Origin of the sequence: Streptomyces sp. NPDC005496 (assembly GCF_042872045.1) — a bacterium.
Lineage (GTDB): Bacteria > Actinomycetota > Actinomycetes > Streptomycetales > Streptomycetaceae > Streptomyces.
Genome location: NZ_JBIAJQ010000005.1, coordinates 539,781 through 559,355, shown reverse-complemented (window position 1 = coordinate 559,355; position 19,575 = coordinate 539,781). Strand labels below are relative to the sequence as shown.

The 19,575-nt window shown below is 73.0% G+C and carries 13 protein-coding genes; 11 read left to right on the top strand and 2 right to left on the bottom strand.

The genetic code is table 11. From position 1 onward, the window contains the following. The first annotated feature begins 11 nt into the window (after positions 1-11). The 8 genes from ACFYQQ_RS18555 to fxsT all read left to right on the top strand — a co-directional run bounded on the left by ACFYQQ_RS18555 (position 12) and on the right by fxsT (position 14,922). Positions 12-1,523, top strand: a complete 1,512-nt coding sequence (locus tag ACFYQQ_RS18555) for a PP2C family protein-serine/threonine phosphatase (RefSeq protein ID WP_355789499.1) — start codon at positions 12-14, stop codon at positions 1,521-1,523. Between the two features lie 138 nt (positions 1,524-1,661). Beyond that, positions 1,662-3,149 carry an aminopeptidase P family protein gene (locus ACFYQQ_RS18550; RefSeq protein WP_388904847.1) on the top strand — a complete coding sequence of 496 codons (1,488 nt, stop codon included), beginning with the start codon at positions 1,662-1,664 and terminating at the stop codon, positions 3,147-3,149. 97 nt (positions 3,150-3,246) lie between these two features. Then, positions 3,247-4,638, top strand: coding sequence for a PLP-dependent aminotransferase family protein (locus tag ACFYQQ_RS18545; RefSeq protein WP_356163646.1), 1,392 nt, complete (start codon positions 3,247-3,249; stop codon positions 4,636-4,638). Positions 4,639-4,725: 87 nt separating this feature from the next. Beyond that, complete coding sequence (locus tag ACFYQQ_RS18540) at positions 4,726-6,048, top strand: MFS transporter (protein WP_355790199.1); 1,323 nt, start codon at positions 4,726-4,728, stop codon at positions 6,046-6,048. Between the two features lie 777 nt (positions 6,049-6,825). Beyond that, complete coding sequence (fxsA, locus tag ACFYQQ_RS18535; protein ID WP_355790202.1) at positions 6,826-7,023, top strand: FxSxx-COOH cyclophane-containing RiPP peptide; 198 nt, start codon at positions 6,826-6,828, stop codon at positions 7,021-7,023. A gap of 23 nt (positions 7,024-7,046) precedes the next feature. Then, a complete protein-coding gene (locus ACFYQQ_RS18530; RefSeq protein WP_388904846.1) occupies positions 7,047-9,443 on the top strand; it encodes an FxsB family cyclophane-forming radical SAM/SPASM peptide maturase in 2,397 nt (798 codons plus the stop codon). 179 nt (positions 9,444-9,622) lie between these two features. Further along, on the top strand, positions 9,623-10,876 hold the full coding sequence (locus ACFYQQ_RS18525; protein WP_355787428.1) for a TIR-like protein FxsC: 1,254 nt from the start codon (positions 9,623-9,625) through the stop codon (positions 10,874-10,876). Between the two features lie 77 nt (positions 10,877-10,953). Beyond that, positions 10,954-14,922, top strand: coding sequence for an FxSxx-COOH system tetratricopeptide repeat protein (fxsT, locus tag ACFYQQ_RS18520; RefSeq protein ID WP_388904845.1), 3,969 nt, complete (start codon positions 10,954-10,956; stop codon positions 14,920-14,922). A gap of 69 nt (positions 14,923-14,991) precedes the next feature. On the opposite strand, the gene ACFYQQ_RS18515 is transcribed toward fxsT, so the two are convergent. Beyond that, positions 14,992-15,852 (bottom strand): alpha/beta hydrolase, encoded by an 861-nt coding sequence (locus tag ACFYQQ_RS18515; RefSeq protein WP_355794375.1) that lies wholly within the window; start codon positions 15,850-15,852, stop codon positions 14,992-14,994. Between the two features lie 391 nt (positions 15,853-16,243). After that, positions 16,244-16,738, bottom strand: a complete 495-nt coding sequence (locus ACFYQQ_RS18510) for an ATP-binding protein (RefSeq protein WP_355794374.1) — start codon at positions 16,736-16,738, stop codon at positions 16,244-16,246. A 248-nt stretch (positions 16,739-16,986) separates the two neighbouring features. Between ACFYQQ_RS18510 and ACFYQQ_RS18505 the strand changes: the two genes are divergently transcribed. From ACFYQQ_RS18505 to ACFYQQ_RS18495, 3 genes are all read left to right on the top strand, one after another. After that, the gene (locus tag ACFYQQ_RS18505) at positions 16,987-17,850 is read left to right on the top strand and encodes a hypothetical protein (RefSeq protein ID WP_356163648.1); all 864 of its coding nucleotides are present in this window, start codon (positions 16,987-16,989) and stop codon (positions 17,848-17,850) included. A gap of 228 nt (positions 17,851-18,078) precedes the next feature. Further along, a complete protein-coding gene (locus ACFYQQ_RS18500; protein WP_355791059.1) occupies positions 18,079-18,813 on the top strand; it encodes a YcnI family protein in 735 nt (244 codons plus the stop codon). Positions 18,814-18,918: 105 nt separating this feature from the next. After that, positions 18,919-19,569, top strand: coding sequence for an SCO family protein (locus tag ACFYQQ_RS18495; RefSeq protein ID WP_355791062.1), 651 nt, complete (start codon positions 18,919-18,921; stop codon positions 19,567-19,569). The last annotated feature ends 6 nt before the right edge of the window (positions 19,570-19,575 follow it).

Here is a 19,575-nt window from a genome sequence, read left to right as displayed (position 1 = left end):
CCAGCAGGACAATGCTGGACATCCCCTCACGAGTGCGTGTACATGTGGAGACACTGCTAGCGGCGCAGAATGACATGGGGGTTTGCGATGCTATCGAGCAAAACGCACCGGTCGGAAAGCCGGATGCCATGAACGCCCCTCACCTTCCGAAAGTGGCCGGAATCGATTCCACGGTTCCCGCGCCCGCACACACTGTCGCGCCCGCGCCCGCCCCCACGGAGGCCCCTCCCGTCCCGCCCCCCACCGGCCCAGGAGCCGTCCTCCAGGACCGCCTCGCCGGCTGGGTCTCCGACCTCACCACCCTGCACGAACTCACCGAGCGGCTCGCGCGCACCGCGTCGCTCGACGAAGCCCTCCAGGAACTCCTGCGCGCCGGGGCCACCCTCGTAGGCGCCCGCCGCGGCCTGGTCGTCCTCGAACCGCGCGACGGGCTCGGCCCGGACACCACCATCGGCCTCGGCCTGGCCCGCGCCGACCTCGGGCACATCGAGACCGTCCCGCGCAGCAGCATGGCGTACGGCAGGATCCTGGACGGACTGCCCGGCGGCGAGGGCGAGATCGCCCAGCCCGACCTCTTCGGCGAGGACGGGCTCGACCCGCGCCACCGCGAGGTCGCCGCCCGCCTCGGCTACGCCGCCAGCTACGCCCTGCCGCTGTCCACCGAGGCCGGTGAGCGGCTGGGCGCCGCCGTATGGCTCTACGACGAGCCCGCCGAACCGGTCGAGCGGCAGCGCCACCTCATCGGCCTGTACGCCCGCTACGCCACCGAGCACCTGGCCCGGCTGGTGGAACTGGAGCGCACACGCGCGTGCATGACGACGATCTCCGAGGAGCTGCTCCCGCCGCGGCTGCCCCGGGTCGCCGGGGTCCAGCTCGCCGCCCGCCACCGCACCGGACCGCGCGGCGGGGGCGACTGGTACGACGCCCTGCCCCTGCCGGACGCGGCGCTCGGCCTCGCCGTCGGCTCGGTCACCGGCGCGGGCCCCAGCGCGGTCGCCGCCATGGGGCGCCTGAGAGCCTCGCTGCGGGCCTACGCCGTGATGGAGGGCGAGGATCCCGTCGCCGTCCTGTCCGACCTGGAGCTGCTGCTGCGGCTCACCGAGCCCGCCCGCTCCGCCACCGCCCTCTTCGCCTACTGCGAGCCCGCGCTGCGCAAGATCACGCTGGCCGGGGCGGGGCACAGCCCGCCGCTGGTCATCGGCGACCGGCGCACGGAGTTCGTCGAGACGTCCGTGTCGGCGCCGCTCGGGATGCTCGCCTGCTGGGAGGCGCCGAGCGTCGAGATGTACGCCCGGCCAGGCGAGACGGTGCTCCTCTACACGGATGGCCTGCTGCACCGCACCGGCGACCCCATGGACCGCGCCTTCGCCCGGCTGCACGCCGCCGCCGCCGGCGTCCCGAGGGCGCTGCGCGGCGACCCGGGCGCGGTCGCCGACCACGTCCTGCGGACCGTGCTGCCGGACGGTCTCGACGAGGCCGACAGCGACGAGGACGTCGTCCTGCTGGCCGCCCGCTTCGAGTGAGCCTGCCGGGACCTCCGCGGACGGCACGCGCGCACCACCGTGCGTGACCCCGCGGGTAACAGGTCCTATGGCCCTGGGCCCCCTTCCGTACGACCGTACGATGGGGGGTGGTCCAGAGTCGTAACGAGGAGGCAGACCGTGTCGGAGGCGCTCACACCGGAGACCCCGGAAGCCGTGCTTGACGATGCCGCTGACGAAGCGGGCGAAGAAGAGCCGATCAAGCAGCGGAAGAACGGCCTGTACCCGGGCGTGTCCGACGAGCTCGCCGAGAACATGAAGTCCGGCTGGGCCGACACGGAGCTGCGCGGGCTGGAGCCGATCGCGCAGGCCGCGTACACGGCGGCCCGCCGTGCCGCGCTGTCGGCGCGCTTCCCGGGCGAGCGCCTGGTGGTGCCCGCGGGCAACCTGAAGACCCGCTCGAACGACACGGAGTACGCCTTCCGCGCCTCCACCGAGTACGCCTACCTCACCGGCAACCTGACCGAGGACGGCGTCCTGGTGATGGAGCCGGCCACGGACGGGCACCGGGCGACCCTCTACCTGCTGCCCCGCTCCGACCGCGAGAACGGCGAGTTCTGGCTCTCCGGCCAGGGCGAGCTGTGGGTCGGCCGGCGGCACTCGCTGACCGAGGCCGAGCAGCTGTACGGCATCCCGGCGTCCGACGTCCGCGAGCTGCCCGAGCGGCTCCGCGAGGCCACCGGACCGGTCCGGGTCGTCCGCGGCCACGACGCCGGCATCGAGGCGGCGCTGAGCGACAAGGTGACCGCCGAGCGCGACGAGGAGCTGCGGGTCTTCCTCTCCGAGGCCCGCCTGGTCAAGGACGAGTTCGAGGCCGGCGAGCTGCAGAAGGCCGTCGACTCGACGGTGCGCGGCTTCGAGGACGTCGTACGGGTCCTGGACAAGGCCGAGGCCACCAGCGAGCGGTACATCGAGGGCACCTTCTTCCTGCGCGCGCGGGTCGAGGGCAACGACATCGGCTACGGCTCCATCTGCGCCGCCGGCGCGCACGCCTGCACGCTGCACTGGGTGCGCAACGACGGCCCGGTGCGCTCCGGCGACCTGCTGCTGCTGGACGCGGGCGTCGAGACGCACACGCTCTACACCGCCGACGTCACGCGCACGCTGCCGGTCAGCGGCCGCTACAGCGAGATCCAGAAGAAGATCTACGACGCCGTGTACGAGGCGCAGGAGGCCGGTATCGCGGCCGTCCGCCCGGGTGCCAAGTACCGCGACTTCCACGACGCCTCGCAGCGCGTGCTGACCGAGAAGCTCGTCGAGTGGGGGCTCGTCGAGGGGCCGGTCGAGCGGGTCCTGGAGCTGGGCCTCCAGCGCCGCTGGACGCTGCACGGCACCGGTCACATGCTCGGCATGGACGTGCACGACTGCGCCGCGGCCCGCACCGAGACCTACGTGGACGGCACGCTGGAGCCGGGCATGTGCCTGACCGTCGAGCCGGGCCTGTACTTCCAGGCGGACGACCTCACCGTCCCCGAGGAGTACCGCGGCATCGGCGTGCGGATCGAGGACGACATCCTGGTCACCGAGGACGGCAACCGGAACCTGTCGGCCGCGCTGCCGCGCCGCTCCGACGAGGTCGAGGCGTGGATGGCGGCACTCAAGGCCTGAGCCAGGGGTTCGCACGGCCTGTACGGGAAGACGGCCGGGTACCGGGAAGGTGCCCGGCCGTTCGTATGTCTACGTGTGTCCAGGGGGGCGGCTTTTCGTGGAGGACTTCTGGTCCGGCGTCGGTGTGGACCTGCATCTGGAGCCGGACGCGGCGGGGGGACGCCGGGCCGGACTGGAGCGGGCGCTGCGGGATGCCGTGCGCGAGGGACGGCTCGCCCCCGGCACCCGGCTGCCCGCGACACGGCGGCTCGCCGCCGAGCTGGGCATGTCGCGCGGGACCGCCAAGGCCGCCTACGACCAGCTGGTCGCCGAGGGCTACCTGCGCGCCCGGCAGGGTTCGGGCACCGAGGTGGCGGCGCTGCCCACGGACGGCATGGCGCCCGCCGCGGACGACCCGCACACGCGTGCGCCCCGGTTCGACCTGCGGCCGGGCAGCCCCGACGTCGGCACGTTCCCGGCGGCGGCCTGGCTGCGGGCGCTGCGGCGGGCGATCGCGACGGCGCCCTCCATGGCGTACGACTACGGGGATCCGCGCGGCCGCATCGAGCTGCGCACGGCGCTCTCCGAGTACCTGGGCCGGGCCCGGGGCGTGATCGCGCCGCCCGAGCGGATCGTGATCACGTCCGGGTACGTGCAGGGGCTCGCGCTCCTGACGCGGGTCCTGGACGGCGGCGTGGTCGCCATGGAGGACCCGGGGCTGCCCTTCCACCGGGACGTGGTCCGGCGGGCCGGCGGGCGGGTCGTGCCGCTGCCGGTCGACGAACGGGGCCTCTGCGCGGCCGAGTTGGGCGACGAGGACGCCGTGGTCGTGACGCCCGCGCACCAGTACCCGACCGGCGTGACCCTGCATCCCGAGCGGCGGCGGGCGCTCACCGACTGGGCACGCGCGCACGGCCGGCTCGTCGTCGAGGACGACTACGACGGGGAGTTCCGCTACGACCGGCAGCCGGTGGGCGCGCTCCAGGGCATGGCGCCCGGGCATGTGGTGTACCTGGGCACGGCGTCCAAGACGCTCGGTCCCGCGCTGCGCCTGGGCTGGATGGTGCTGCCGCCGCACCTGGTCGACGCGGTGGCCGACGCCAAGCTGCACAGCGACCACCACACCGAGTCCATCGGGCAGTTGGCGCTCGCGGAGATGGTGACGGCTCACGCGTACGACCGGCATGTGCGGGCCTGCCGGCTGCGCTACCGGCGGCGCCGGGACCAGCTCGTCTCGCTGCTGGGGGCGCACCGGAGGGTGCGCGGGATCGCGGCCGGGCTGCACGCCCTGGTGGAGGTGCCGGACGAGGCGGAGGTCCTGGACCGCGCGGCCCGCGAAGGGCTCGCGGTCGGGCGTCTCGGGGACCACTGGCACACGCCGGGTGAGGGGCGGCCGCAGGGACTGGTCGTCGGCTACGGGACGCCCCGGGAGCGGGTCTACCCGGAGGCGCTGGAGGCGCTCGGGCGGGTGCTGGGCGGGCTGCGGCGCGGGCGCGCGTCCACGAGGTGAGGGAGAGCGGCGCCGCCTGATTGGACCAGTGACAGGGCGTCGGAATGGGCCTGTCGAGCGGTCCGGCGGGCCCATAGCGTCGAGACCATGACGAACTCCGCCGCCCGGTCCCCGCATCCGGCGCACGGCCCCGGCAAGGGCCGTCGCCTCGTCCCGCCGCCCGGCCCCCGGCGGGTGCTAGCCGCCGCGCAGTTGAGCAACTCGGTGGGGGACGGCGCTTATTACGTCACCTCGGCGCTGTACTTCACGCACGTCGTCGGACTGCCGGCCGGGCGGGTGGGCCTCGGGCTGACCGTCGCCTGGGGAGTGGGCTCGCTCGTCGGCGTCCCCCTGGGGCGGCTGGCCGACCGGCGCGGGGCGCGCGGCACGGCGGTGCTGCTGGCGCTCGCGACCGCGGCGGCGGTGGCGTCCTTCCTCGTCGTCCGGGGCTTCCTGCCCTTCCTCGTCGCGGCGTGCGTCTACACCTCCGCGCAGTCCGGGCTCGCCGCGGCGCGGCAGGCGCTGCTGGCCGGGCTGGTGCCCGCCGGGGAGCGGACCGGGCTGCTCGCCCACCTCCAGTCGACGCTGAACGCCGGTCTGGCGGTGGGCGCCGGTCTCGGCGGGCTCGCGCTGCACGCCGGGACCCGGGGCGCGTACCTCGCGGTCTTCGCCCTGGACGCGGTGAGCTTCCTGCTGTGCGCGGCGGTGCTGCTGCGGCTGCCGCCGGTGCCGCCCGCCGGTACCGGGCATGTGCGCGGCCCCGGGGTCCTGCGGGACCGCCCGTACGCGCTGGTCACCCTGCTCAACACCGTGCTCCTGCTGCGGATGCCGCTGCTCAGCCTCGGTGTCCCGCTGTGGATCACCGAGCGGACCGACGCGCCCGCCTGGCTGGTCTCCGCGCTGTTCGTGCTGAACACCGGGGCGGTGATGGTCTTCCAGGTCCGGATGTCCCGCGCGGTCACCGGCGTCGCGTCCGCCACCCGCGCGATCCGGCGCTCGGGGTTCGTGATGCTGGCGTCGTGCGCGGTGTTCGCCCTCTCCGCGGGGGCGGCGCCGTGGGTCGCGGCGGCGGTGCTGGTGGCGGGCGCGATCCTCCAAGTGGCCGCCGAGATGCAGCAGTCCGCGGGTTCCTGGCAGCTGGCCTTCGACCTGGCACCGGCCGGCCGCACGGGCGAGTACCAGGGGTTCTTCGGCACGGGCGTCACGGTGGCCCGCACCCTGGGCCCACTGGTCCTGACGGCACTGCTCGTGGGGTGGGGGACACCGGGCTGGCTACTGCTCGGCGGGGTGACGCTGGCGGCGTCGTACGCGATGGGGCCCGCTGCCCGGCGGGCGGAGGAGCGCCGGGTCCCCGGAGTCGGGTCGGTGCCGTCCGCGGGCGCCGGAAGCGGCGTCCGCCGGGGACAGGCGGCCGGGATGCGGGCGGGCTGAGGGGCCCGGGGCAGCCGGAACGGCACCGGCACGCGGGCGTCCGTGCGGCGGCCGTCCCGGAGCCGGGGGGCGGAAGCGCTGGAGACGGACGCGCGAACCGCTGGAGCCCGGCCGGAGCTTCGAGGTGCGAACCGCCGGAGCCCGGGACGGGAACCGCCGGAGTCCGGGGAACGGGAACCAAAGGGGCGTCGGGTACGTCCAGAACACCGGGTGCGCGGATCGGCTTCGTCACCCGGAGTGACGGATTCGGGGCGGAAATCGGCCAGGTCCTCAACGGCGCGTCCAGAGCCACTGGAGGCGTGCCGGGGACACCGGCGGTCACCGGGGGCGCGCTCGTGTGCGTCCACGCGGGGGCGGGGCGCCGTCATGCGCTCCCGGGCCCCGGACGTAGAAACAAACCGCCTTTTGCCGTACATGTCCGCAGCGGCCATTACCAAATCTCGGTAAAGTTTCACCGATTATCGCCGGGCGCGCACGGCCGGTTGGCGATCCTCATGACCTGCCAATTGACGGCGTACCCGCGCTCTGACCTCGGTGCCGCCAAAGACGTGTATCGCGGACACCCACCTGGAGTGTGAAGCGTGTCACGTTTGGCTGACTCCCCGCTTTGCTGGTAGTCGTCTGCTCGTGATCAGTGGCCGACGGGACACCTGAGACCGCCCGTCGGCCGTGATGCGTTCTGGCCCGATCTCAACAGGCGGTTTTCCCGTGGGCACGTTTAGTTAGACCTAAGGCTTCACCCCCGTCCGTGCTTACGCACAAGAACATGAGGTCCGCATGAACGCATCCCACGACTCCGCGGTCGAAGAGCCAGGGAAGACGGCCGCCGTCGGCCCGGAACGGATCTCACTGGTACGCCTGGCTGCGCAGAGTAACGGCGCCGCCTCTCCCGCTCTCACCCGTGTCGTGTCGAACGGCGTCGAGCGGCGCGGCCCCGGCCGGGTGGCGGTCGCGGCCTTCAACTCCTCCGTCTGAGCCCGAGGGCAGTCACCACACGTATGTCAGCCATGGGCCGACCACCGCTCCCCTTACGCCAGTTCGTGCTCAAGATGCACAGTCGCTGCGACCTCGCCTGCGATCACTGCTACGTCTTCGAGCACGCGGACCAGAGCTGGCAGGGTCGGCCCATGGTGGCGTCCGACGAGGTCCTGAAGGCCACGGCGGAACGTATCGCCGAACACGCCGCCGCCCACCGCCTGGACACCGTCCACGTGGTGCTCCACGGAGGCGAACCCCTGCTGGCCGGGCGGGCCAGGCTGCGCACCGCGGCCGAGGAGCTGACCCGGGCCCTGGACGGGGTGTGCGCCCTAGACCTGCGGATCCACACCAACGGCGTCACCCTCGACGAGCGGTTCTGCACACTGTTCGCGGAGTTCGGGATCAAGGTCGGCATCTCGCTGGACGGCGACAAGGCGGCGAACGACCTCCACCGCCGTTACCGCGACGGACGCAGCAGCCACGACAAGGTCGTGCGCGCCGTCTCCCTGCTCAACCGCCCCCGCTACCGCCACCTCTTCGCGGGCCTGCTGTGCACCGTGGACGTCCGCAACGAGCCGGTCGCCGTGTACGAGGCGCTCGCCGAACTCACCCCGCCCCGCGTGGACTTCCTCCTCCCGCACGCCACCTGGGACGAGCCGCCGCTCACCCCCGGCGGACCCGGCCTCGGTGAAACCCCTTACGCGGACTGGCTGCTGGCCGTCTACGACCGCTGGACCGCCGACGGCCGCCCCATGGACGTACGCCTCTTCGACTCCGTCCTCAGCACCCTGCACGGCGGCCTCAGCCTCACCGAGTCGCTCGGCCTCGCGCCCTCCGACCTCGCCGTGATCGAGACCGACGGCACGTTCGAACAGGCCGACTCGCTCAAGACCGCGTACGACGGGGCACCCGCCACCGGTCTCGACGTGCACACCCACACCCTCGACGAGGTGGCCGCCCATCCCGGGGTGGTGGCCCGCCAGCAGGGGCTGGAGGGGCTGTGCGACCAGTGCCGCGCCTGCCCGGTCGTGCGGTCCTGCGGCGGCGGGCTCTACGCCCACCGGTACCGGTCCGGCAGCGGGTTCATGAACCCCTCCGTCTACTGCGCCGACCTGCTGCGCCTCATCACCGACATCCGGGACCGGGACATGGACGAGCAACTACCGCTCAGCGACAGCCAGTTCACCGACCTCGCCGCGGGCTTCGGCACCGCCGGGACCGTCGATCTGCTGGCCCGTCACCAACTCGCCGTCAACCGCGAGCTGTTGGCGGCCGTCTGGCGACAGAGCCCGCACGACTCCCTCGGCGAGAGGGCCTGGGAGACGCTGGCCACGCTGGACACCGCGGCACAGGAGTCGGTGGACACGGTCCTCGCCCACCCCTACGTACGCCCCTGGGCCGTCGAGGTGCTGCGGGGCGACGCGGGCGACGGCGGCACCGCGGCCATGCGCGGCGTCGCGGAGATCGCCGCCGCCGCCGCGGTGCGCGCCGGACGCCCGGCCCGCGTCACCGTCCCCGTGCACGACGGCGTGCTGCGCCTGCCGACCCTGGGGACCCTGGCGGTCGAGGACGCCACCGAGGCGGGGGTGCGCGTGTCCGGCGACGGCTTCACCGTCACCGCCGCCGGACGGGACCTGGTCCTCCCCTCGAAGGGCACCGGACCCGAGGGCTGGCACGGCAGCCGGCGCCACGAGCTGGACGGCTGGGCGGTCACCGTCGAGGACACGGACCCGCTGCGGGACTGCCACGGCCACCCCGCGCGGACCCGGCTCACCGAGGACGAGGCGGAGGCCTGGCGCACCAACCTCCTCGACGCCTGGGACTGGATCCGCCGCGAACTGCCCGCCTACGCACCGGGGATCGCCTCCGGCCTGCGGGTGATCACGCCGCTGCGGCCCTCCCCCGACGGCTCCGACATCAGCTCCGCGGCGCGCGACGCCTTCGGCGCGGTGGCCATCGCCCTCCCCGCCGGACCGGAACGGCTGGCCCTGCTGCTCGTCCACGAGTTCCAGCACGTGAAGCTCGGGGCGCTGCTCGACCTGACGGACCTCTACGACCCGACCTGCGAGCGCCTGTTCTACGCGCCGTGGCGCCCCGACCCACGTCCGCTGGAGGGGCTGCTGCAGGGCACGTACGCCCATCTCGCGGTGATCGACTTCTGGCGCGCGCAGTGGCGGAGCACCACGGGCGAGCGGTCCCGGGCCGCGGAGACGCACTTCGCCCGGTGGCGGGACCAGACGGCGGAGGCCGTCGAGACACTGGCCGGCTCCGGTGCGCTCACCCCGCTGGGGGAGCGGTTCGTCGCCGGCATGCGGGAGACCGTACGGCGGCTGCTCGCGGACGAGATCGGCGAGGAGGCCCTGCTGGCGGCGCGCAGGGCGGCCGAGGAGCACCAAGCCGTGTGGGCGCCGCGCTAGAGGAGCACGCCGGGTCGCCCTCGGGTCCCTTCCCGGTCTCCCCCGGACGTCCCGCGGGCCGTGACGGAGGCCCGGGCGGAGGGGCCGGAGCGGAAAGCCGGACGTGTTTGTCCTGTTCCACACAGGACTTGTGACTTCCTACACTGGGGTTCCTGTCACGGGATGTCGGGGGGTCATACGTGCAAGCAGACACGGGGAGGGGTCGGGGCGGGAATCCGTTCTTCTTCCTCAGTTACGCGCACACCCCGAAGCACGGCACGGGTGACGCCGACCCCGACGCCTGGGTCAAGAAGCTGTACGACGGTCTGTGCGAGCACATACTCCAGCTGACCGACCTGCCGACGGGGGCCAAGGTCGGCTTCCTCGACCAGGGCATGGCGGTCGGCACCCGGTGGACCGACGAACTGTCGGAGAACCTCGCCCGCTGCAAGGTGTTCGTGCCGCTGTACTCGCCGCGCTACTTCATGAGCGAGCAGTGCGGCCGGGAGTGGTGGGCCTTCTGCCAGCGGCAGATCAGCCGGCGGGTGCGCGGGGCCCCCGCCCGGGAGAGCGCGATCATCCCCGCGTTATGGGTGCCCGTGGAACCCGCCCAGATGCCCCAGGTCGCCAGTGAACTGCAGTTCAACCACGGCGCCTTCGGCCAGGAGTACGCGGAGGAGGGGTTCTACGGGCTGACCAAACTCCGGTATCTCCAGGACGCGTACGAGCGGGCCGTGTACCGGATGGCGCAGCGCATCGTGAAGATGGCCAAGGAGACCGAACTGGAGGAGGGGCAGGTCTACAAGGACTACGAGTCGCTGCCCAGCGCGTTCGGGTCCCTGGGGCACCCGCCGCAGTTCGACATCTCGGTCCTCGCCTGCACCCGCTCCGACTTACCGCAGGGCTGCAAGCCCGACTACTACGGGGACCTCCCGCACGACTGGAACCCCTACCACCCCGAGTCCGCCCAGCCCCTCGGCGACCACGCGGCCGACCTCGTACGGGCCATGGACTACAAGGTCACCATCGGGAACTTCGAGTACGACGCCGAGCGCATGCTGAGCCCCGGACCGCCCAAGGTGCCCGGGCTGCTCCTGCTCGACCGGTGGGCGCTGCACTCCAGCCGGGGCAGGGAGCTCGCGGACCGGCTCACCGAGGACAGCCGTCCCTGGATCAGCGTGATGCTGCCGCAGAACAAGGACGACTCCGTCTCCGCCGAGAAGGAGAAGAAGCTCAAGTCGCTCACGGACCGGGTGCTGACCACGCGGCCGGGGGAGGACGCCGGGCACCGCTCGCTGAGCGCGGGCATCCGCACGCTGGACGCCTTCGGCAGCGAGCTGCAGACGGCCGTCAGACGGGCCGTGCACTACTACGAGGAGCATGCGACGACCTACCCACCTGCGGGACCGCCGACCCGGCCCCCACGGCTGAGGGGACCCAGCGACCTGGGCTAGGACCCCTCGCACCACCGGCACCACCGCACGACCGAAGGGCGACGGAAGAGCGAGCCGAGAAGGCGGAGGGCATGCGCATGACGGAGAATCGCAAGGGCACCGTGATCACGTTCTACTCGTACAAGGGCGGCACGGGCCGGACCATGGCGCTCGCGAACGTGGCGTGGATCCTTGCCGCGAACGGCCACCGGGTCCTGGCCGTCGACTGGGACCTGGAGGCGCCGGGTCTGCACAAGTTCTTCCACCCCTTCCTGAACCCCTCGTTACTGCGCGCCACCCCCGGCCTGGTCAACCTGATCGACGACTACCGCCGCGAGGCCCTGCGCGAGCTGCCCGACCGCTCGCCCGACTGGCACCGCAGCTACGCGCGCGTCAGGCCGCACGCGCTCTCCCTCGACTGGCCCTTTCCCGACAACGGCAGCCTGGACTTCCTGTCCGCCGGCAAGCGGCACCGCGACTACCCCATCGTCGGCAACATGGACTGGGACCACTTCTACGCCAGCTACGGCGGCGGCCAGTTCTTCGACGCGATGCGCGCCGACATGCAGCGCTACTACGACTACACCCTGATCGACAGCCGTACGGGTCTCAGCGACCTGGCGGACATCTGCACCGTGCAGATGCCGCACACCCTCGTCGTCTGCTACACGCTCAGCGACCAGAGCATCGAGGGCGCCGCCGCCGTGGCGCAGGACATCAAGGAGCGGTACGGCGACAAGGGCATCCGCATCCTGCCCGTCGCCATGCGCATCGACCTCGGCGAGAAGGACAAGTTGGACGCCGGGCGCGCGCTGGCCCGCGAGCGTTTCGCCGGGCTGCCCTCCGACCTCCAGGCGGACCAACTCGCCGACTACTGGGCTTCGATGGAGATCCTGTACCAGCCGTACTACGCCTACGAGGAGATCCTCGCCGCGTTCGGGGACCCGCCGAAGTCGGCCAACTCCATGCTGAGCGCCTGCGAGCGGCTCACCTCCGTCATCACGAAGGACCGGGTCAGCAAGCTGCCCGCGATCAGCGAGACGCGGCGGGCCCAGTACAAGGGCGCCTACACCCGGCGCCGTCCCGTGCCGCCCTCGCAGCTGATGCTCTACTACGTGTCCGAGGACCGGATGTGGGCGGACTGGCTGGAGTCGGTGCTGCGCGGCGCCGGCTTCGAGGTAGTGCCGAAGAACGTCCAGACGATGTCCACCGCCGAGATCGGCGCCGACGCCATGCCGGGCGCCACCCACCGGGTGCTCGCCGTGCTCTCGCCGAGCTTCGTCGACTCCCGCCGGGCCCGCGCGGCCTGGGAGGCGGCCGTGCACTCCGGCGGCTCGGAGAAGCGGCAGCAGGCGGTGGCCGTCCGCGTCGACGACGTCCAGCTGAGCATGCCGTACGCCAGCCGGGGCGTCATCGACCTGAAGGGCCTCGACGAGTCGCAGGCGTACGCGGCGCTGCTGACCGGACTCGACCGCGCCGACGCCGTCTCCGCGGTGTCGCCGAGCGCGCGCGGGCTGCGCTACCCGAGCGTGGGCCGGCGGATCTCCAACATCCCCACCCGCTACCGGTGGTTCACCGGCCGCTCCACGATCCTGGACCGGCTGCGCGAGCAACTGGCCACCGGGCGGCCCGGACAGCGCCTGCCGCAGGTGCTGCACGGCCTCGGCGGCGTCGGCAAAACGCAGCTGGCCCGCGAGTACGCCCACCGCTTCATGGCGGACTACGACGTGGTGTGGTGGGTGGACGCCGAGCAGCCGGAGCTGGTGCCCGCCAAACTGGCCGCGCTGGCCCAGCAGTTGGGGGTGGGCGGCGGCGACGTGGGGGAGGCGGCCGAGGCGGCCGTCCAGGCGCTCAGGGAAGGCCAGCCGTACGACCGCTGGCTGCTGATATTCGACAACGTCGAGGACCTGGACAAGGCGCTGGACCTCTTCCCGGACCAGACCGCGCCCGTCCACGACACCGTCTACGGCCACCTGCTCGTCACCACCCGCGCCCGTCCCACCTCGACCCGGGTGCAGCCGATGGAGGTGGAGGTCTTCACCCGCGAGGAGAGCGTGGAGCACCTGTGCCGCCGGGTGCCCGGGCTCAACGAGCACGACGCGGGCCGGGTCGCCGACGCCGTGGGCGACCTGCCGCTGGCCATCGAGGTCGCGGCGGCCTGGCTGGAGGCGACGGCGACTCCCGTCGAGGACTACATCGAGCAGCTGCGCGAGCAGTCCACCCGCGTGCTGTCCGTGAAGGAGGCCGTCGAGGCGGTCGAGTACCCCTCGTCGGTCGGCGCCACCTGGAACATCTCCATCAACCGGCTGCGCGAGGAGTCGCCCGCCGCGGCCCGGCTGCTGGAGCTGTGCAGTTTCTTCGCGGCCGAGCCCATCGCGATGAGCCTGATCGGCAGCGACGCGATGATCAAGGCGCTGCTGCCGTACGACAAGCACCTGCGCGCCCGTTACATGCTCGGCCGGGTCACCCAGGCGCTGAACCGGTTCGCGCTGGCCAAGGTCGACTCGACCGACAACTCCATCCAGGTGCACCGGCTGGTGCAGGCCGCGGTGCGCGAGAGCCTCAGCGACGAGCAGTTCGACGACACCATCCACGAGGTGCACCGCATCCTCGCCGTGGCGAGGCCGCCCGAGGGAGCCGTGGACGACCCCTCGCAGTGGCCCGGGTTCGAGGTCATCTGGCCACACCTGACGCCCTCGAACATCCGTGAGTGCGCGGAGGAGGAGCCGCGCCAGCTGATGGTCGACCGCGTCCGCTACCTGTGGAAGCGCGGCGAACTGCACGCGGCCCGGACGCTGGCCGCGCAGCTCGACGAGTTCTGGACCACCGAGTTCCCCGACGCCAACGACGAGCAGATCCTCAACCTCCGCTTCGAGCGCGCCAACGTGCTGCGCTCCCAGGGCCAGCACCAGGCCGCCCGCGACCTGGACGAGAAGACGCTCGCCAGCCAGCGCCGGCTGCTCGGCGACGACCACCCCAGCATCCTCATCACCTCCGGCAGCCTCGCCGCCGACCTGCGGGCGCTCGGGCACTTCAAGGAGGCCCTGGAGCTGGACGAGCGGATCTACCGGGGCTTCCGCGAGATCTTCGGCGAGGACCACCCCCGCACCCTCTCCGCCGCCAACAACCTCGGGATCGACTACCGGCTCGCCGGCGACGTCGAGGCCGCCCGCCGGCTCGACGACGACACCCTCCGCCGCCGCACCGCGCTGCTGGGCCCGCTGCACCCCTACACCCTGATCACCAAGGGCCACCACGCCCGCGACCTGCGCGAGCTGGGCGACTTCAAGGGCTCGGCGGAGATCCTGCGCGAGGTGCGCAAGAGCTTCGAGCAGGTGCTCAACCCGGACGTGCCCGAGGTGCTGCGCGCCGACAAGAGCCTCGCGGTCTCGCTGCGCAAGGCCGGTCACATCGGCGAGGCGTTGCGGATCACGGAGGAGGCATGGCAGACGTACGCCCGCTACCGCGACCGCTACGGCAGCACCATCCCGGAGGCGCTGGCGTGCGGGCTCAACCTCGCCGCGGACTACTTCGCCACCGATCCGGCGGGCGGCGCGGGGCGGGCCGTACAGCTGGTCAACGAGGTGCTGGAGGGATACCAGAACTCGTTCGGCGCCGACCACCCGTTCACGATGCAGTGCTTCAACAACCTGTCCATCTACCACCGGGCGCTCGACGAGCCCGAGACGGCGGCCGGACTCGCCGAGCGGGCGCGCTCGACCCTGGCCGCGCGCCTCGGCGACGACCACCCCGCCGTCCTGTGCGCCGGGCTCAACCTGGCGAACGCGCAGGCCGACCTCGGCCTCCACGACCGGGCCGAGCACTGGGAGCGGCTGGCGCTGGAGGGCCTGCGCCGCCGGTTCGGCCCGGAGCACCCCGACGTGCTGGTCACCAAGGGCAATCTGGCGGTGTCGCTGCGCGGACTGGGCCGGGACGAGGAGGCCATGCGGCTCCAGCAGGAGGCGGAGAACGCGCTCGCCCTGCTGCTGGGCGACGTGCACCCGGTGACCGAGTCGGTGCGCGAGTGGCAGCGGGTGGGCCGGGACCTGGAGCCGCAGCAGATCTGACGCGCGGCGGACGGCGGCGCCGGTCCCGCGGACCGGCGCCCCGCCCCGGCCCGCGGGCCGGGTGCGCTCCTACGGGGTGCTGACGGCCCAGCTCAGGATGCGGGTCATCACCCGCAGCGCACCGAAGTGAGCCGCGCCCCGCTCCACCTCGGCGCTCGCCCCGGGAATGTTCCTCGCCAGCCACAGCGTGTGCTGCACCGGCGCGAAGATGTCGTCCTCGCCGTGCCACAGCAGCACCGGCGAGGCGATCCGCGCCAGATCGAAGCCCCAGCCGGTGCTGAACGCCATCACGTCGTCCACCCAGCCGTCCGCCGAGTCCCGCAGCCCCTCGGCGAAGTTGCGCTCCAGCATGTCCTGGATCCCGGCGTCCGCGACGATCCAGCGGTCGGACTCCGGCAGCTTGCTGCGCATCTCCGTGATGGAGCCCGCCGGGTCGGCGACGATCGACAGCGACCGGCGGCCCAGCGTCGTGGTCACCCGGCGCCGGCTGATCCCCGCGTTGACGTACTCGCGCACGTTCGACTCGGTCATGCCCTCGAACCAGTCCAGGCCCCGGGCGTCCCGCGGGGCGAGGCTCACCAGGGCCCCCGTCCGCGTCGTGCGGTCCGGCAGCAGCGAGGCGCAGGCCAGCGCGTGCGGTGCGCCCCCGGAGCGGCCGACCACCGCGAAGCGGTCGATCCCGAGGGCGTCGGCGATGTCCGCCACGTCGGCGGCGACCGCGCTGACCGTACGGCCCGGCTTGCGGTCGGAGTCCCCGTACCCCGGGCGGTCGAAGGTGATCAGACGGATTCCCATCCGGTAGAGCACCGACGGGCGCGGCGCGGGGCCCAGCCGGCTACCGGGCGTGCCGTGCAGCAGGAACACCGGCCTGCCGCCGGGATCGCCGCGCTGTTCCACCGACAGTCGCCGGCCGTCCCCGGCACGCACCATTCGCAGCACTGGCACTCCCCCTGACGCTCTCGGCCGACGGGTCCCGCTCCGGCCAGGATCACCCCCGCGTCCCGTGTCCGGCCGGCCGGACCCGCGGGCCGTGCGATGTGCCCCCCGGACACCTCGGCCCGGGCGGCGCGCCCGGGGCATCCCTCGCGGACGGCGTGCGGGGCCTCGGCAGCGTGCAGCCGGTTCGGCGGCGGCCGTTCCCAGTCCCCGCCCGTGGCCGGCCGCATGGCGCGCCGACTCCCGCATCAGGCCAGTATGCAGACGGACCCCCACCGCGCCCAGACCGCGTTCAGCCGCTGTTTTCAAGGCAGTTGGCCGGTGCACCGAACCATCCCCGGGCGCCGCGGGGACCCCGCGGGACCCCGGGCCTGCGCGGGAGCGGTCAGACCGTCACCAGCGGGGTGCCCTCGCGCCACTTGAGGATCTTGTCGAAGCTCACCACGGCGCCGCCCCGGCCCGGCTTGTTGCCGATGTGCACGTGGTCGGCCAGTTCCTGGATGAGACACAGCCCCCGGCCGTTCTCGTCGTCGCTGCGGGCGGCGCGGACCGCGGGACGCGGGGCGTACGCGCCGGTGCGGCCCGCGTCGGCGCCCTCCACCGGGGCGGACGGGAACCCGGGGCCCGAGTCGGCCACCTCGATGCGGCACGTCTCGCCGTCCAGGTAGGCGGTGACCTGGTACGCCTCGGAGGGGCCGCCGGACGCGGTGCCCCCGCCGTGCTCGACGGCGTTGGCGCACGCCTCGCTGAGCGCGAGGGAGAGGTCGTAGGAGACGTCCGGGTCGACGCCCGCCGTCTCCATCGTGCCGAGCAGCAGGCGCCGGGCGAGCGGGACGCTCGCGGCTTCGCGCCGCAAGTGGAGTGACCACCAGATGCTCATGCTCCAGCCTCCAGGCCGCGGCTCGACATACCGTTACGTATTGCCGCCGGGAACGGTGTGCAATCGCCCACACCCCGTGATGCCGCCCATACGGCGGATGCGTACACGCCCAGATCGGTGTATGTGGGGACACCGGGAATCCGCATATGCGCCGGCGACTCCCCCCGAAGCGGGCCCAATCCGGTCGTACGTCATCTTGCGGACCTGCCGTCAACGGGGTGGGGTGCCAGTGCGATGATGAGCCCGCCATGACTGCCCCCCACCAGCGCACGGCGCGCTCCGGACGCGACGTCCGGCTTCTGCGGGCCGCGGTGTTCGCCGCGGTCTGCGTCGCGCTGGCCGCGGCGGGCCATGGCATCGCCTCCTGCGCCACGGTGCCGTGGTGGAGCGTGGGCGCCGGTTTCCTCACCGTCTTCGCCGTCGCCGCCCCGCTCGCCGGGCGCGAGCGGGCGCTGCCGGGCATCGCCGCGGTGCTCGCGGTCGGCCAGAGCGCGCTGCACGTGCTCTTCGGTCTCGGCCAGGGCACGGCGATGACCACGACGTCCGGCGGTCCGCCCGCCACGGGCGGTTCCATGGCGTCCATGGCGTCGGGCATGTCGGACGCCTCCCTCGTGGCGCGTGCGGCGCGGGTGGTGTGCGGCGCGTCCGCGGCGGCGATCAGCCCCGCGCAGGCGCAGCGGATCCTCGGCGACGCCCGGATCGACCCGCACGCGGCGCACTCCGCCCCGGCGCAGTCCATGCACCACTCGGCGGACGCCGTGTCGGCCGCGGCCGGCTCGTCGATGTCCGTCCTGCCGTCCCTGCCCATGCTGCTCGTCCACGTGCTCGCGGCCGTCGCCGCCGGCTGGGTGCTGCGACGCGGGGACCTCGCGGTCCTGCGCCTCATGCGGCTGTCCGCGCACGGCGTGGCGGAGACGGCCCTGGTCCGTTCCCTGCGGGCGGCGCTCGCGCTGGTCCGTGCCCTGCGGGCCGGCCTGCCGGGCGTTCTCGGGACTCCACGGGTGGTGCGGACCGCGCCGCCCCCGCCGCCCGCGCCCCACACCACCGCGCTCCAGCACTCGGTGATCAGGCGCGGCCCGCCCCGGGCCACGGTGCTCTTCCTCGCCGCCTGACACGGCGCACCACTCGTCCCGGAGAACCACTCCGTCCCGAGGCGTGCCGCCGTGCGGCACGCGCGCGTGCCCGCCCACGGGCGGGACCGACCCGGGAGGACTGCCTCCGGGCCGGCCCAGGGAGCGGTTCTCCGGCTCCTTCCGCAACGGGTCCGGCCCCGGGCGCCTCTTCGTACGCGCGTCTTTCGACCTCATCGGACCATCACGCACAGTGGAGTGTTCTCTGCCATGAAGGCTTCCCGTATCGCCGCCTCCGGCGTTCTCGCCGCCTCGGCCGTCGTCGTCCTGTCCGCCCCCGCCTTCGCGCACGTCAGCGTGCAGCCGGAGGGCGTCGCCGCCAAGGGCGGTTACGCGACGATCGACTTCAAGGTCCCGAACGAGCGGGACGACGCCTCGACCACCAGGCTCGAGGTCAACTTCCCGACCGACCACCCGCTCGCCTCGGTGATGCCCCAGCCCCTCGACGGCTGGGACGTGAAGGTCACCCGGGCCAAGCTGGACAAGCCGATCGAGCTGCACGGCAAGAAGATCGACGAGGCCGTCTCGAAGGTCACCTGGACGGCCACCGGCAAGGGCATCCAGGCCGGCTTCTTCCAGAAGTTCCCGCTCTCCGTGGGCCAGCTGCCCGAGGACACCGACGAGCTCGTCTTCAAGGCGATCCAGACGTACGACAACAAGGAGGTCGTGCGCTGGATCGAGCCGCAGGAGGACGGCGCCGAGGAGCCGGAGAACCCGGCGCCGGTGCTCGCGCTGGCCGCGGCGTCCGAGGAGGGCCACCACGGCTCGGCGGGCGCCGAGAAGGCCTCCGAAGAGGAGAAGGCGGAGCACGGCGAGACCGAGGCCGCCTCCTCCTCCGACAGCAGCGACACCCTCGCGCGCGTGCTCGGCGCCCTGGGCATCCTCGTCGGCGTGGCGGGCGTGGCGTTCGGCGTGCTGGCCGGCCGCCGGCGCACCGAGGCCTGAGGTCCACCCCTCTCGGTGCGCACCGGGGAGCCGTACGACGTCGCCGTCCCGGGCGGCGTACGACCCCGGTGCGCACCGGCGCACTCACATCTGGGACATTTTTCTATGCGCAAGAAGACGTACACCGTGGCCGCCCTGTTCGCCGCGGCCGCTCTGACCCTGACCGCCTGCGGTACCGACGACGGTGACAAGCCGGTGGCCGAGGTGTCTGCCGAGGCCGGCTCGGACAAGGCCGCGACGGTCCTCGACAAGCCGTTCGAGAAGCCGGACCTCGTCCTCACCGACACCCACGGCGAGAAGTACGACCTGCGCGAGGAGACCAAGGGCAGGCCGACGCTGGTCTACTTCGGCTACACCCACTGCCCCGACGTCTGCCCGCTCACCATGAACAACCTCGCCGTCGCCAAGAAGCAGCTGCCGAAGGCCGAGCAGGACAAGCTGCGCATCGTGTTCGTCACCACGGACCCGGAGCGCGACACCCCGGCCGCGCTCGGCACCTGGCTCAAGGGGATCGACCCCGCCGCGGTCGGCCTCACCGGCGACTTCGACACGATCCAGGCCGGCGCCCGCACCCTCGGCATCTCCGTCGAGCCGTCGAAGAAGGACAAGGACGGCAAGGTCGTCTCGGTGCACGGCACGCAGGTCATCGCGTTCTCGCCGAAGACCGACGCCGGCTATGTCCTCTACGGCGAGGACGCCACCGTGGACGACTACACCAAGGACCTCCCGAAGCTCATCAAGGGGGAGACCCCGTGAGGCGCC